This is a genomic window from Sorangium sp. So ce367, assembly GCF_051520455.1.
GTDB classification, from domain to species: Bacteria; Myxococcota_A; Polyangia; order Polyangiales; family Polyangiaceae; genus Sorangium; species Sorangium cellulosum_B.
This window is the reverse complement of the sequence record NZ_CP150334.1, coordinates 2,133,346-2,148,120: the sequence shown is the minus strand read 5'-3', so window position 1 is coordinate 2,148,120 and position 14,775 is coordinate 2,133,346. Positions and strand designations below refer to the sequence as shown.

Sequence of the window (14,775 nt, the reverse complement as noted above, 5' to 3'; positions counted from 1 at the left end):
TCCAGCTTGTTGAACCGCCTTGCAAGGATACGATAGAGTGGACGTGTAACGGGCAGGGGCACCAGCAGAATTGGCCACCATCCTCTTCCTCGGAGCCGAAGCGAAGGACGAGCCAGGCTTCCGCCTGGAGGAGGAGATCCGTGAGATCAGCCGCCGCCTGAGGTCAGGTGGGCACGGGCATCGGATCCAGCTCGCGCAGGAGTGGGCCGTCCGCGCGACCGACCTCCAGGACTGCCTGCTTCGCCACCGTCCCGCCCTGGTCCATTTCAGCGGTCGCACGGACAGCGCGGGACGCCTCGTGGTCGAGGACGGGCAAGGCCACGGCGCTCCTCTGGACAACGACGCAATCGCGAATCTCTTCTCCATCCTGAGGCGCCATGTTCGTTGCGTCGTCCTCGCCGCCGGCGCCTCTGCCGACGTGGCTTACCTGATCGCGCGCCACATCGACTGCGTCGTCGGGATGAGCGCGGCGCTCGCCCGCGAAGCGACGATCGCCTTCTCAGGGGCGTTCTACCAGGCCATCGGGTTTGGTGAGAGCGTTCAGACGGCGTTCGAGCTCGGCTGCAACGAGATCGATCTGAGGGCGCTGGCTCACGCGGACGTGCCCCGCCTGATCCTCCGGGAGGGCGTGAAGCCCGAGGATCTCCGCCTGATCGATCCTCAGGCCGACGCCGCGCCGAGCCCGCCGCCCGCGCCGGAGCCGGCGACCGCGCTCCACCCTCTGCCGGCTCCACCGCTCTTGCGGGAGCGGTTCTTCGGCAGGACCGACGAGCTCGATCGCCTTGCGGACCTCCTCGCGAAGCTCCCCGCGGGGGCTCCGACCACGGCCGTGGCGCGCGCGCCGCTCCTGGGAATTCGCGGGATCGGCGGCTCCGGCAAGACGGCGCTCGCGATGCGGTTCGTCGAGCTGCATGCCATCGCTTTCCCGGGCGGTGTCCTCTGGGGCGACGTGGGGACCAACCGCGACGCAGGGGAGCGCGCGACGGACATGGCGCCCCGCGAGGTCCTGCGCATGACGCTGGGCAAGTGGCGCGCTGAGCTCTGCGCCCGTTCGACCGAGGAAAGCGCCCTCGAGCCGCTGCTCGGGGAGCTGCGCGGGCAGATCGCGGCCAGGTCCGCGGCGCTCGGCCGCTGCTTGCTCGTGCTCGACAACCTCGACACCGAAGAGGTGCTGAGCCTCATCCTGGATGCCTTCCCGGCGGTGCCGATCCTCTTCACGACCCGTTCGATCGACATTGCCGCACGCGAGGGCGCGACGTTCCTCGATCTGAGGGGGCTCGCGCGGAGCGCGAGCAAGGAACAGCTCGCCTTCACGCTCGGAGCCGGCGATCCGAGGCTCGCCGGCATCGACCCGATCCTCGACTACATCGAGGATCACGCGCTCGCGATCAAGCTCCTCGCCGAGTCGATGAGGGCGCGCCCTTCGCTCACCGGGGACGAGGCGCTCTGCGTGTTGCGCTCCACGCCTCGCTCGAAGAGCAAGCGCGCGGCGACGCTCCGCCTCTCGCACATCCCGACGTCCTTGCAAGATTGCTTCCGACTCTCCATCGAACGGCTGCCACGGGGCCCGCTCCGCCCCTTCCTCATCGCTGCCGCCTCCCAGTCCCCCATCTCGTTTTCGCTGAATGCTGCCCGGTACACCTCGGGGGCGCCGAGCGCGGAGCGCGCTCTGGAGCTGGCCGAGGCGCTCTGCGCGCGCGGGCTCCTGGAGCGGGTCCACGGCGATTCGTCGCAGGGCGAGACGCCGAGCCCGCGGTACCGGATGCACCGGCTGCTCCGGGACTATCTGCGCGAGGTGCACGGCCGGGAGGACTTCGGGTGGATCCCGCCCACGTGGGAGATCCCGGCGCTCGCGCCGCTGCTGATGCGCATCTCACCGTCGCTCTCCGCCGGTCTCACCACCTACGACTTTCGGCAGGAAGAGTGTTTTCTCCGCCTCGTCCGCTACTACCATCCCGGGCGCGCGGTGCTCCGACGGGAGTGGGATGGGCTCGCCGCAGGGATCTTCAGGCGGACCGCCGCGCGCTCACTGGACAGCGTCCGAGGGAGGCTGACTCGGCTCGCCGATGTACTCGACGGAGCCGACCTGTCCGGCTTGCGTCTCGAGCGGCTGATGCTAGACGGAGCTTCCCTGAGCGGTGCGAGGCTGGAGGGCGCCGACCTCTCGGGCAGGGAACTCCGGCGCTGGCCGTCCACCCGTGACGTGGGCGCAACGCTTGGCGCGATGGTCCTGGAAATCCTCGGCGCTGCCCTCTTTATCCGGCTGTCGGGTATGATGGCGGAATACGTGCGTGGCGCGAGCGGCGGCGCTTCCTTCAACTATGAGGGGCCGCTCCTCGTGGAGAGCGCTATCGCGCTGGTGCTCCCGGCGAGGCGGCTCGCGCGCCTTGCCGTTCAGGGGGGCCTCCGCCTCGATGCGTGCACGGCCGAGCAGCGCCGCAAGGCCGAGCACCGCGGCGCGTTCTACGCGCACGCCGCCCTGGTCCTTCTTTTGCCCGTCATTTTCCTGGTCGAGTATGTCGCGCAGCGCCTCGTCCGCGGGCACACGTGGACTGCGCGAGATCTGCTCATCCACGGTCCCCTGGTGGTGCTGGGGCTCGCCATCGCGGGTCTGACCTCGTTCCTCTCGAAAGCCATAGACTACCTTCAAGCGTACGACGGACCGGCGGGCGGGCTCAGAAAGCGGCTCTCGAATGGACTCCTCGTCGCGATGTTCGTGGCTATTCCGACGTATGTAATACTGATGGTGGATAGCAATATCCCAACGAACGACAGCAGCGCGGGGTCGTCGGCGCTCGTGGTGCTCGTGGGGCTAGTCGTGATTACACCCGCTTTCCTCTACGGCGCATCGCGAGATCCGGAGAGTCCGCCGCAGCTCCACTCCGTGCGGACCACCTATCTGCGGCGCAGCAACCTGCGCGGCGCCAACCTGCGGCGCGCAGCGCTCTGCTGGGTGCGGCTCAACGACGCGGACCTGACCGGCGCAGACCTGACCGGCGCGGATCTATTCCACGCAGACCTGACCGGCGCGGCGTTGACCTCCGCGAACCTCACCGGCGCGCGGCTGGAGGGGGCCTGCCTCACGAACGCCGACCTGCGAGGCGCGCGCCTGACGGGGGCGGACCTCAGTCAGGCGGCGCTGGAAGGCGCGTTGCTCGACGGTGCCATTCACGGTGTCACCACCCGCTGGCCCGTGGGCTACACGCCGCCGGCCGCATCCAGCCCAGCGGATACCTCGGTGGTGGGGTACTTTGGCTGAAGGTGGGGTCTTTTGAACCGCCAGGGCGGGCTCGGCGTTCGGTCCAGGAAAGGCGACCTGCCCCAGGTTGTCGTTGACCGCTGCGGCCACCGGCAAGGTGAGTGAACCGGCGGGCCGAGCGCGGCCGGTCGCGTCGGCGGGTCGAGCGCGGAGAGCCCCTCTTCTTGCGGGACGGACGCGATGGCGGGAACGCCGAGCACCGGCTCGCACACAAGGCTCCATCGGTCACCCCTGGATCACGGCGATCTTCGCGGGGAGATCTTTTGGTACCGTGGTCGCAGGCGCCTCGCCTGCCTGATGCGGGCTCGCTCGATCGAGCAGGGCGCACCGTGTCGGGCGTCGCGCGCCTGACGGGGTTCGAGGGAGGGGCATGCGAACCAAGGCCTTCATCGAGAGAGCGAACTTCCGTGCTGTCGCGCTGCTGGCGCTCCCGGCGCTCGGCGCGTGCGGCGCGGAGACACCGCCGTACGACGACCTGCCGCTGCGCGACGCGCTGAGCGCCGCGCCGGAGGTCCTCGCCGCCTTGCCGGAAGAGGTCCTGCACGACGTGGCGGTGCGGCTGGAGGAGGCGCACGGCGAGCAGGGGGACGAGACGGCGATCGACGGCGCGGAGATCGCGAGCGTCCCCGCGCTGGTCCGCAACGCGGACGCGGCGCGGGGCGAGGTGGGAAAGGACGCGATCGTCCTCGGCGCGCTCGAGCCGTCCGAGGATGGGTTCGTGCTCCGCTCGGTCACGCCCGTCGCGGGGGGGCGCGGCCCCGAGGCGCCGCTCGATCGATCCGCGCCGGCCCTCGCGGGCCCGCCGGCGTCGCCGGAGACCGCTCCGCTGGAGGACGCGGCGCTCGGCGGCCGGGCGGGCGAGATCCTGGCGGAGCTCGCGCGGCGCGCGGACGCGCAGGCCCTCGTCCGCGTCACCGGCCTGCCCGCAGGCGTCGTCGCCCAGGATCGCACGGTGTACGTCAACGCCGCGTGGCTCGTCGCGCTGAGCGCCCTCTCGCCCAAGGACGCGCCCGCGCTCCCCACCCCCTCGGACGGCGCCGCGATGCCCGCGTGGCCCCGGAGCGAGCCGCGATCCGTGCGCTTCAACCCCTATCACCTCCCCTCGTCCGTCGCGGAGTGCGCCGCCGAGGTGCGGGACGTGTGCACCTGCGCCGTGGCCGGGCAGTGCGAGCACGACCGCACTGACCCGACGTTCGCGGACGCGCAGGCAGAGTGCTCCTGGGTCAACGCCGGAGCGCTGAACGCCGAGGCGCTCTGCGTCCTCGCGCTGCTGAGCATCGACGGGGTCAAGGAGTGCGTCCTGTCCGCGGGCAGCGGCGCGTGCGCCGCGCTGCCGATCGCGGGGCGCGACGGCGCGCTGGCGTTCGCCGGGGACGAGGGCTGCATGGCCCTGCTCGACCGCTGCCTCCAGTACGGCAGCCCGACGGCCCCGGCCGTCACCCCGAGCGCGCCGAGCGGCACGTCGGGCGGGGACGACTGCGGCAGCTGCGGCGGCGGCTGCGACAGCTGCAACGAGGACGTCTCGGGTTGCAACCAGAACTGCAGCGATTGCAACCAGAACTGCAGCGATTGCAACCAGAACTGCCGCGACTGCAACCAGAACTGCAAGGACGGCGATCCATCCACCGGCAGCAACTCGAGCTGCAAGCTGAGCGCCGGCCGGCGCGATCCCGGAGGAGGCCGCCCGGGCGCGCCCGTGCCGCTCGGCGCCGCGTTCTGGCTGCTGCTGCCCGCGGGTTACATGCTGCTGCACATCCGGAGGCGGCCGTGAACCGGACGGTGATGCTCTGGCTGGAGCGCCACGGCCTGCCGCCGTGGCTCGCGCCGACCTACACCGTGATGGTCGCGGTCGCGGGGCTCCTCGGGGCGGCGGCGTTCTTCTGGCTCGTGCGCAGGGATCGGGGCGACGTGGCCGTGGAGGGCCGGGCGCTCCTCTCGGGCTACGTTGCGGCGCTCCTGGGCGGCTACGTCTTCGAGGCGCTGCGCGCCGCGCCCGAGGCGCTCGCGGGGGGCTCGTGGGGTCCGGTGCTCCACGCCGGCCGCGCCGCCTACGGGGGCCTCATCGCGGGCGTCGCCGTGGCCGGCCTGGTCCTCTACCGCCGCGGCGCGGCGGTGCTCCCGTTCCTCGACCGGCTCGTGCCCGGGCTCGGGATCACCTACGCCTGCGTGCGCACCGGGTGCTTCCTCGCGGGGTGCGACTACGGCCGCGTCACCGGGGGCGCGCTGGGCGTCCGGTTCCCTGCCGGCAGCCCCGCGGCGGCGGACCACGCGGCGGCCGGCTGGGTGCCCCTCGGCGCGCCGAGCCTGCCCGTGCACCCCACGCAGCTCTACGAGGCGGCGCTCGGGGCAATGGCGAGCGCGATCGCCGCCCTCTGGCTCGTCCGGGGGCACCGGGACGGGCGCGCGTTCGGGACATGGCTCGCGCTCTACGCGGCGGGCCGGTTCTTCATCGAGCTCCTCCGCGGGGACGCCGGGCGCGGCGTGTATGGGGGCCTCAGCACCGGCCAGCTCGTCTCGCTGGCGCTCCTGCTGGGGCTCGCGGCGGCCGTCGCGCGCCGGGCTCGCGGCGCGCGGCGCGCCGCCGCTGTGGCGCCCGCGCTGGTGGCGCTCGCCTCCCTGAGCCTCGCCGCGGGCGAGGCCGCGGCCCAACCGTACGCGCCGCCGCCCGCGGGCGGGTATCCCGCGCCCTACCCCTACCCGCCGCCCGCGGGCGGATACCCCGCGCCCTACCCCTACCCGCCGCCCGCGGGCGGATACCCCGCGCCCTACCCCTACCCGCCGCCCGCGGGCGGGTACCCCGTGCCCTACCCCTACCCGCCGCCCGCGGCGGGCGGATACCCCGCGCCGTACCCTTACCCGCCGCCCGTGGGAAGCCCTCCCCCGGCCTACCCCTACCCGCCGCCGGCGGGCGGATACCCCGCGGCCCCCCCTCCCTCGCCGGCGGCTGCCGCGCAGCCGCAGAGGCGCACCCCGGATACGTCGCCGGAGCCCGCCGCGGAGCAGCCCGCGACGGGTCATCAGGCCGAGGCCAACGCGCGGCGGATGGCGCTCTCGCTCGGGATCTCCGGCTACTTCGTGCCGGGGCGCTTCGCGGTGAAGGACGGGATGTCCGTGGATCTCGACGTCCTCGCGCGCCTCCGTCTGAGCGAGGCGCGCCGCTTCGAGGTCGGCGTCGAGCTCCGGACCGTCTCGACCACCGACGTCAACCAGCTCGCGGTCGGCGTGCCGCTCCGGCTCGTGATGGGGGTCGGGTCGCACGTCGAGATGTCGGTCGGGATCACGCCGGGCTACCACCGCATCTTCTTCGACTCTCCCTACTTCGAGAGCGTGGGCGCCTTCGGCGCTCGCTTCGGGTGGGGGATCCAGTTCCCGATCACCTCGCACCTGTTCCTCGGCTTCTCGCCGCTGAGCTTCCTCGTGCTCGCCTCGGACGACGTGGACGCGCTCGTGGCGTACGAGCCCGGGCTCTGGGCCGGCGCAGGATTGCTGTGACAGCCGTCGCTGGACCTGCCGGCAGCTCCTCGACCATGCGGGCGCGGCCGTTCTCTAGGCGCGACCGATCTTGGTCGCGATGATGAGCCCTGACGACCAGCAGAGCTTGGTCAGCACGAGATCCTGGCGTCGCTCGAGAGCGGCGATCAGCTCTGCCACCTTGGGAGCGTGGTCATCAGGCCAGTTGGGCTGAGGGAGCATGTCGTCGATGACGTAGAGCCCGCCGGGCTTGATCAGGCTCAGCGCCTCGTCGAGGGCGTAGTACTTGCCCGGCCATGTATCGGCAAAAACGAGCTCGAATTGCTGCCCCCGGACCGACCGCAAGAAGGCTTCGCCATCCATGTTCTTGAGCGTGAGGCGGGGGTCGCCTCCGAGGTGCTGCCGCGCCACGTCCTGGACCTTCTCGTCGTGCTCCACGGAGACGAGCGTGGAGCTGGCATTCATGCCATCGAGGATCCAGCACGTAGAAATGCCCGTGCCGGTCCCGAGCTCGAGGAAAGCGCCCGACTTGGCGGCGGCGAGCGTACGCAGCATCGAGCCCGTCTGCCTGTCACTCGCCATGGCAAACCCGATCTCCGCGGTGGTCCGCTCGATCTCCTCGAGCGCCGCAGGCGGTCTCAAATTCTCCAGCTCCTTCATGACCCGATCCCTCTTCACGCGGCCAGTCGCGCGTCACTCTACAGCACCTCGATCTGGCGGCCCCCCTGGAAAGAGCCAGCGGTGGAGGGCGTGCTGCGCGGGGGGGCGGCGGGGCAGGCCCCCACAAACCCCGAGCGCCGGCCCGCAGCGCAGCCGCTCGCCCCCCGATCTCGCCTCCCGCACACAAGGCAATAGCCCCCCAAAAGGCGCGAGTTTGTGGGACAGCCCCGCCGCCCCCCCGCGCAGCACGCCCTCCACCGCTGGCTCCGCTGCAGCCGTCCGAGCCTTACTCCCCGAGCAACACCCGCGCGAGCGCCAGAGTCCGCGCGTTCGCGGACACGTTCTCGAGAAAGCTCCTCCGGAACGCAGGCTCCTCGATCCTGGCCGCGCGAGCGAGCAGCGCGCCGCGCTCCTCTCGGACGACCGCGCGCGCCGCCTCCGCGTCGCCCTTCGCGTGCAGCGCCTCGGCGTACAGCGCAGGGATCACCTCCTGCCGCAGCAGGAAGACCGTGCCAGCCTGCCGCTGGAGCGCGAGCGCCTCGCCGGCCATCGCGCAGGCCTCCTCCGTCCGCCCTTGCCGCAGCCGGATCTCGGCGAACAACGAGAGATGCACGGCCCCGGCGAAGGGCGCCATCACCGCCGGATCCCCCGCCGCGCAGAGCTCCTCCTCCGCCCGGGCGAGATCGCCGAGGAGCAGCCGCCCCTCGGCGAGGAGCTGCCGCGGGATCACGCTCCGGCTGCGATGGCCGCGCGCGAGCATGTGCTGGAGCAGGCTGCTGGACATCTCCACCGCCTCGGTGAGCCTGCGCCGCTCGAGGAGCGAGACGATCCGGCACGTCACCGAGGTCGTGAACACGTAGTCGAGCAGGCCCTCGGTCGCGAGCACGCGATCGAGGCACCCATCGGCGGCGGCCATGTCGCCGAGCCTCGTGTAATCGATCGCCACCAGCATCCACGCCCAGGCGACGAACAGCCCGCTGCCGAGGGACTCGGCGCGCCGCGCCGCGGCGAGGTTCGCCTGGAGCGCTCCCCACAGGTCCCGCGCCGCATGGCAGCGCCAGAAGCCGCGGGTGAGCTCGATCCAGAGGGCCGCATGGAGATCGCCCTCGACGGCCGGCGCGATGACGTGCTCGAGCCGGCGCACGATCCGCTCCGCCAGCGCCGTCCTCCCGTCCCAGAGCAGGCTGAAGACGATCCGGGTCGCGAGCTCCGGGCTCAGGACGTCGACGGGGAGCTCCTCGGCCAGGAGGCGCGGGATCAGCACCTCCACGGCCCGCCGGTCGTCGCAGAGCGCGACGCAGTACATCGCGCCGCTCAGGGCACGCCAGGAGGCGAGGCTCCCGGGCGCGGCGAGCTCGAGCGCCTGGAGCGCGCTCGCGTGGGCGCGCGCGGCGTCGTCGGTCCAGATGAGGGCGTTCATCCGGAGCAGGTGGAGCTCGGCCAGCCGCTCGCCCTCGGCCCCGCAAGCGATCCCCTTCTCCACCCGCGCGAGCGCCGCCTGCACGTCCGCCCCGTGGAGCGCCAGCGTGGCGGCGCGCAGGTAGAACCCCCCCGCGCGCGGCCCATCCCCGCCCCGCGCGAAGTGCTCGGCCAGCACCATCGGATCCTGCTCGCCGGCCGAGAGCAGCCACTCCCCGGCGAGCCTGTGCCCGACCGCCCGGTCGCGCTCGGTGAGCATCGCGTAAGCCCCCTCCCGCAGGAGCGCGTGACGGAACGCGATCTCCTCCTGCCCCGCGAGGCGCGAGCTCGGGCGGCGCTCGAGGATCTCGCGATCGAACAGCTCCGCCCAGGCGTCCGCGTCGCTCGCCCCCGACGCCGGGGTGCGCGCGCCGACGAGCGCGCTCACGCCGCCGATCCACGACACATCCCCGAAGACGCTCGCCGCCCGGAGCAGCCGCCGCACCTCGGGATCGAGCGCCGCGAGGCGCGCCTCGACCATGCCCAGCACCGTCTCCGGCAACGCACCGCCGCGCCCCTCGGCCACGGCCCGGACGAGCTCCTCCAGGTAGAAGGCGTTTCCCGCCGCCCGATCGACGATCGCCGCCACGGTCCCTGGCGCGACCGACGCGCCCAGCGCGCCGCGCACGAGCTGCTCGGCGGCCCGCGCGGACAGCTCGCGCAGCCGGATCTGCGTGAGCCCTCGCTCGATCCAGAGCCGGGGAAAGAGCTCGTGGACCTCGGGCCTCGCGAACGCGAGCACCACATAGGGGCGCTCGCCGAGGGCCCGCAGCGCGTGATCGAAGATTTTCACCGAAGGCGCATCTCCCCAGTGCAGATCCTCGAGGACGACGAGCATGGGCCGCGCGCTCGTCACGGCGCGCGCGTAGTCCAGGTAGGCCTCCTGGATCCGGTCGGCCATGTGCGCCGGGTCCTGCCGCGCGGCCCGCAGCAGCGGCCCGCCGTCGGCGAGAGGAACGCCGAGCAGCTCGCCGAGGAAGCAGGCCACGCGCTGCTGCTGCTCCCCCGCGAACAGCTGGCCCACGGCCCGCGCGAGCTTCTCCCGCTGCGCCTCGGGGGCCTCGCCGGCCGCGATCCCGAGCGCGCCCCGGAGCGACCCGGCGAGCATCGCGAACGCGGAGCCCGCGCCGATGGAGTCCCCGCTGCCGACGCCCAGCACGAGCTCGGGATGGCGCGGCCGCAGCGCCTGGACCAGCTCGTGACGCAGGCGCGATTTGCCCACCCCCGCGGCCGCGGTCACGAGCGCCACCGCGGCGCGCGGCTCGGTGAAGCTCTCCTCGACGAGATCGAGCAGGCTGCGCAGCTCCCGAGCGCGACCGACATAGGGGCTCGGCTTGCCCAGCAGCCTGCGCGCGCCGTCGGCGACCTCGCGCTCCGCCTCCACCCAGGAGAGCCCGTCCTGCTCCGCGACCTCGAAGCGCGCGTCGAGCAGGGCCCGCGTCACGGCGTCGACAGCGACGCGGAGGCGGCCCGGGCGGCCCCGGGCGGCCGCGTCGTCGAGCAGCAGGGCCGCCCTGTCCAGGACCTCGCCGAGCAGCGATCGTCCCGTCGACTCGCCGCGCCCCGTCACCAGCACGACGCTGGCTCCGGGGACCGACGCGCCGATCCGCAGCGCGCAGCGGGCCGCGAGCGCCGCCTGGTCGGTGGCGCTGCCCGCGCCCGCCCCCGCCGCCAGGATCGCCACGACCGCGCCGCTGGCCAGCTCCTGCACGACCGCGCCGAGGGGCGAGGTCTCGCGCCGGACGGCGGCGACCGCGCTCCGCTGCGCTCGACCGGCGGGCACGATCTCCGTCGATGCCGGCGCGCTGACGTCCGCCGGCCCGACGGCCACGACCGAGCAGAGCCACACCTCCGCGGCGGTCACGAGCTCGACGGCGGCCAGGCTGGAGCGAGCGCCGCCCGCCGTCGAGGCGCCGAGCGCGTCGAGGCAGCGCACCACGGCCGCGCCGTCGGCCGGGCGCCCCTCCGGGCGCTTGGCCAGCATCTGCGCAAGAAGCTCGTCGAGCGCCTGCGGCACCTCGGGCCGCAGCGCGCTCGCCCGCGGCGGCTCCTCCTGGAGGAGCTTGGTCAGGATGGTCATGAAGTGCCGCCCGTGAAACGCCGGACGACCCGTCAGGCACTCGAAGAGCACGCACCCGAGCGAGAAGACGTCCGCGCGCGCGTCGAGCTGCGCGCGCTCCCCGCTGGCCTGCTCGGGGGCCATGTAGCCGATGGTGCCCACGAGGGCCCCTGTCCGCGTCAGCCGCGCCGAGGCGCCCGAGAGCTGGGCAATGCCGAAGTCGAGCACCTTCACCCGGTCGGCGGCCCCGCCCGGGAGGAACAGGTTGCTCGGCTTGATGTCGCGGTGGACGATCCCGCGCGCGTGCGCCGCGCCGAGCGCGTCCGCCACCGCGCGCACGAGCGCGACGCTCTCCTCCACGTCCAGCGGTCGACGCGACAGCCGGGCCGAGAGGCTCTCCCCGGAGAGCCACTCCATCGCCAGATAAGGCTCCCCGGTGGGCGCCACCCCGTGCGTCACGTAACGCACGACGTGCGGGTGATCGAGCGTGGCGAGCGCCCGCGCCTCGTGACCGAAGCGCGCCGCCGCCTGCGCGTCGAGATCGCCGAGCAGCTTCACGGCGACGACATCGCCGCTCGCGCGGTCCACGGTCCGGTAGACAGCGCCCATCCCGCCCGTTCCCGCGAGCTCGACCACCTCGAACCGGCCGGCGAGCAGTCTGCCGTGAAGCATGCGCGCCAAGGATGTCAGCGCGGTCACTCGCGCGCCAAGCGGAACGAGCCGCCGCCTGGCGAGCTACGGCGCGATGTCGTCGAAGCGCTCCGCGACGGCGTGGCGGCTCTCCGCGTCCCGCGCCGTCCCCGGCCTGAGCAGCTGCACCGTGCGCATGCCGGCGGCCGCCGCGGCGTCGAGCTCGGCCACGATGTCGGACAGGAACAGCACCTCTCCCGGCTGCAGCCCGAGCGCCTCCGCGATCCGCTGGTAAGCGCCCGCCTCTCGCTTCGGCCCGGTCGTCGTATCGAAGAACGCCGTGAACAGGCCGGTGAGATCGCCGGCCGTCGTGTGCCGGAAGAGGAGCTGCTGCGCCTCGACGGACCCGGAGCTGAACACGGCGAGCGTCACCCCGAGGTCTCGCCATCTCCGCAGCGCCGGCTCCACGTCTGCGTAGATGTGGCTCCGGAGCCCCCCCGACTCGTAGGCGCTGCGCCAGATCTTGCCCTGGAGCGCCTTCAGCGTCGTCTCCTTGCGATCCTGGTCGATCCACGCGAGCAGCGCCGCCGCGAGATCGCCGTCGCCCACGGCGTGCTCGCTCTCGCCCCGCTCGCGCGCGACCGCGCGCCGGGCGGCCTCGACCTCCGGGCTCCCGGCGTGCGCCGCGACGTACGCGGCCAGATCCCGGCGCGCCACGGAGAACAGCGTGTCGTGCACGAAGCGCACGTCGGTCGTCGTCCCCTCGATGTCGACGAGCACCGCGCGGGCAGGGAGCGGCGCCACGCTCACGCCTCGAGCCGCGGGAAGCGCGACGCGATGTCCGACCCGGTGTGCTCGGCGACCCACCCCCTCGGGTCGGAGAACCACCGGATGCAGGTGAACGAGGGCTCAGGCCCCATGTCGAACCAGTGCCGCGTCCCGGCCGGTACGCTGATGAGATCGCCCTTCTCGACGAGGAACGAGAGCACGCGCTCGCCGTGATGAATGCAGAACAGCCCTCGCCCCTCGACGAAGAAGCGCGCCTCGTCCTCGGTGTGAATGTGCTCGTCCAGGAACTTCCGCCTGAGCTCGGCGTGGTTGGGGGTGCCCGGCGACACCGACACGACATCCGCCGTCACGAACCCGCACGCCTCGGAGAGCTGCTTCACCGGCCCCGCGTACGCCTCGAGCACCCGCTCCTGCGCCGTGCCCGGCGGCAGCGGGCGCTCGGCGGACCAGCGCTCGAAGCGGATCTGCGCCTCTGCGGCGACGCGGGTGATGTCCTCGAGCGTCGTGTATTCGTCGGCCCTCGTCGGGTCGCTCTCCCGGTAAACCCGCAATCGGCTCATGATAGCCCTCCTTCCAGCAGCGCGCAGTCCAGCATGAACTCGATCGCCTCGATGTGGCGGATGGTGCTCGGGATGTCCGAGCCCCATGTGTACAGGCCGTGACCTGCGATGAGGTAGCCATACACGGGCGGATGCGCCGACATGAACGCATCGACGTCCTCCGCCAGCTTCCGGATGTCCTGCGTGTTGACGAAGACCGGGAGCAGCACCGTGGCGGAGTGCGTCGTCATCCCGGAGAGCGCCTTCGCCACCTCGTAGCCCGAGAGGGTCACGTACCCCTCCTGCGCGCACCGGCGCGACAGCACCGTCGCCGCCCGCGAGTGGGTGTGCGCGACGGCGCCGATCTCGCTGGAGTGCCGGTAAAGCTGGCAGTGCAGCGCCGTCTCGGCCGACGGGCGGGCCGGCGAGGGCCCGGTCAGGCGGCCGTCCGCATTCACGACGACGATGTCCGACACGCCGAGCGCGCCCTTGGGCCGCCCGGACGCCGTGATCGCGAGGGTGTCGTCGCCGAGCCGGGCGGAGAAATTGCCGCTCGTGGCCGGCGTCCAGCCGCGCTCATGGCAAAAGCGGGACAGCTCGATGAGCTCGGCCGCGACCGAGGAGAACGAGGCAAACGACGTCCCGCGTACGCTCACGGCGCAAACATACCAAAGCGAACGCGGGCGATCAACGCGCCGCGCCGCCGTTCGAGGCGCGTCCGAGCCGCTGAACCCGGGGATCAAGCGCTGCTCGCGCTCACGGCGCCGGAAGGCGCTCGGCCTCGCGCCGGCCAGCGCCGTCCCGCGCGCCGCGGAGCAGGCCGGCCCAGAACCCGAGCCCGTGCGCGGCGTGCACCGCGGGGAAGATGGCGCAGAGCAGGGGGAAATCGCGCGGCGAGGCGCGCCGCGCGAGCCGGAGCGACTCCGCGATCACGAGCGCGGCATAGGCGAGCGAGGCGAGCGCCAGCGCCGGGAGGACCGCCGGCGCGAGCGCAGAAGCGAGCGCGAGCAGCGCGAAGGCCGTCACCATGAAGAACGGCAGCGCCGGCCGGAGCGACAGGAACCTGCGGCGGCACAGCAGCGTGCGCGCGCGCCCCTTGCCATACGCGAAATACTGCCGGAAGAGCGCGGCGAACGACGACCGCGGGTAGTAATAGGCGACGATCTCCCGGGACAGGTAGACCGCGCCGCCAGCCTCGATGATGCGCTGGTTCAGCTCGGCGTCCTCGTTGGTGATGGCGGCCGGGTCGTAGAGGCCGGCGATCTCGAACGCCTCGCGCCGGAAAGCCCCGTTGAACACCGACTCGACGAACCCCTCGCGCGACGGGTCCCGGTACGCCGAGCCGCCCACGCCGAGGGGGCTCGAGAGCGCGATGCAGAGCGCCCGCTGAAAGCCGTTCCGGTGGCGCGGCCGCGCCGCGCCGCCCGCGTTGAGGGCGCCGGTCCTCCGGAGCGCCGCGACCGACGCAGCCACGTAGTCGCCGGCGTAGTCGGCGTGGGCGTCCATCCGGACGATCACCTCACCTCGCGCCCGGCGAATGCCGATGTTCATCGCGGCGGCCTGGATCCGGTCGGGGTTGTGGAGGAGCGTCACCCGTGGATCCTCCGCCGCGACGCGGCCGGCGAGCTCCCGTGTCCTGTCGGTCGAGCCGCCGTCGACAACGAAGATCTCGAGGAGCTCTGGAGGATAACGCTGCTCGAGGGCGCAGCGGAGGACGTCCTCGATGTAGCGCTCCTCGTTGTAACAGGGAATGACGATGCTGCACCGCGGCCGCTCGGCGAGCGGGCGCAGAGAGAGACGCCCGCATCGAGGCGCGCTCGCTGTTCGATCCATGGACTCCCCCGGTCCCTCGCGGGTCGAGTCGACCCGCCGCAGGACTGCGACAGCGGCGGATACAATCGCGGGGCCAG

The 14,775-nt window shown here is 72.8% G+C and carries 9 protein-coding genes; 3 read left to right on the top strand and 6 right to left on the bottom strand.

Going from position 1 to position 14,775, the window contains the following annotated elements; all coding sequences use genetic code 11:
* Positions 1 to 70: 70 nt before the first annotated feature.
* From WME97_RS08230 to WME97_RS08220, 3 genes are all read left to right on the top strand, one after another.
* Complete coding sequence (locus WME97_RS08230; RefSeq protein WP_437550914.1) at positions 71 to 3,259, top strand: pentapeptide repeat-containing protein; 3,189 nt, start codon at positions 71 to 73, stop codon at positions 3,257 to 3,259.
* A 370-nt stretch (positions 3,260 to 3,629) separates the two neighbouring features.
* Positions 3,630 to 5,030, top strand: a complete 1,401-nt coding sequence (locus WME97_RS08225) for a hypothetical protein (protein ID WP_437550912.1) — start codon at positions 3,630 to 3,632, stop codon at positions 5,028 to 5,030.
* The gene (locus WME97_RS08220; RefSeq protein WP_437550910.1) at positions 5,027 to 6,751 is read left to right on the top strand and encodes a prolipoprotein diacylglyceryl transferase; all 1,725 of its coding nucleotides are present in this window, start codon (positions 5,027 to 5,029) and stop codon (positions 6,749 to 6,751) included. Before WME97_RS08225 ends, WME97_RS08220 begins: the two co-directional genes overlap by 4 nt.
* A 54-nt stretch (positions 6,752 to 6,805) precedes the next feature.
* On the opposite strand, the gene WME97_RS08215 is transcribed toward WME97_RS08220, so the two are convergent.
* The 6 genes from WME97_RS08215 to WME97_RS08190 form a co-directional block, all read right to left on the bottom strand.
* Complete coding sequence (locus tag WME97_RS08215) at positions 6,806 to 7,390, bottom strand: O-methyltransferase (RefSeq protein ID WP_437550908.1); 585 nt, start codon at positions 7,388 to 7,390, stop codon at positions 6,806 to 6,808.
* A gap of 286 nt (positions 7,391 to 7,676) precedes the next feature.
* A complete protein-coding gene (locus WME97_RS08210) occupies positions 7,677 to 11,579 on the bottom strand; it encodes a protein kinase domain-containing protein (RefSeq protein WP_437550906.1) in 3,903 nt (1,300 codons plus the stop codon).
* A gap of 63 nt (positions 11,580 to 11,642) precedes the next feature.
* Positions 11,643 to 12,341 (bottom strand): acireductone synthase, encoded by a 699-nt coding sequence (mtnC, locus tag WME97_RS08205; protein WP_437550904.1) that lies wholly within the window; start codon positions 12,339 to 12,341, stop codon positions 11,643 to 11,645.
* Positions 12,342 to 12,343: 2 nt separating this feature from the next.
* Entirely contained in the window at positions 12,344 to 12,886 is a 543-nt protein-coding gene (locus WME97_RS08200) for a 1,2-dihydroxy-3-keto-5-methylthiopentene dioxygenase (protein WP_437550902.1), read from the bottom strand.
* Positions 12,883 to 13,521: a methylthioribulose 1-phosphate dehydratase gene (locus WME97_RS08195; protein ID WP_437550900.1), complete on the bottom strand. Its 639-nt coding sequence runs from the start codon at positions 13,519 to 13,521 to the stop codon at positions 12,883 to 12,885. The genes WME97_RS08200 and WME97_RS08195 overlap by 4 nt, the downstream gene beginning before the upstream one ends.
* Positions 13,522 to 13,621: 100 nt before the next feature.
* Entirely contained in the window at positions 13,622 to 14,698 is a 1,077-nt protein-coding gene (locus tag WME97_RS08190; protein WP_437550898.1) for a glycosyltransferase family 2 protein, read from the bottom strand.
* Positions 14,699 to 14,775 lie beyond the last annotated feature (77 nt).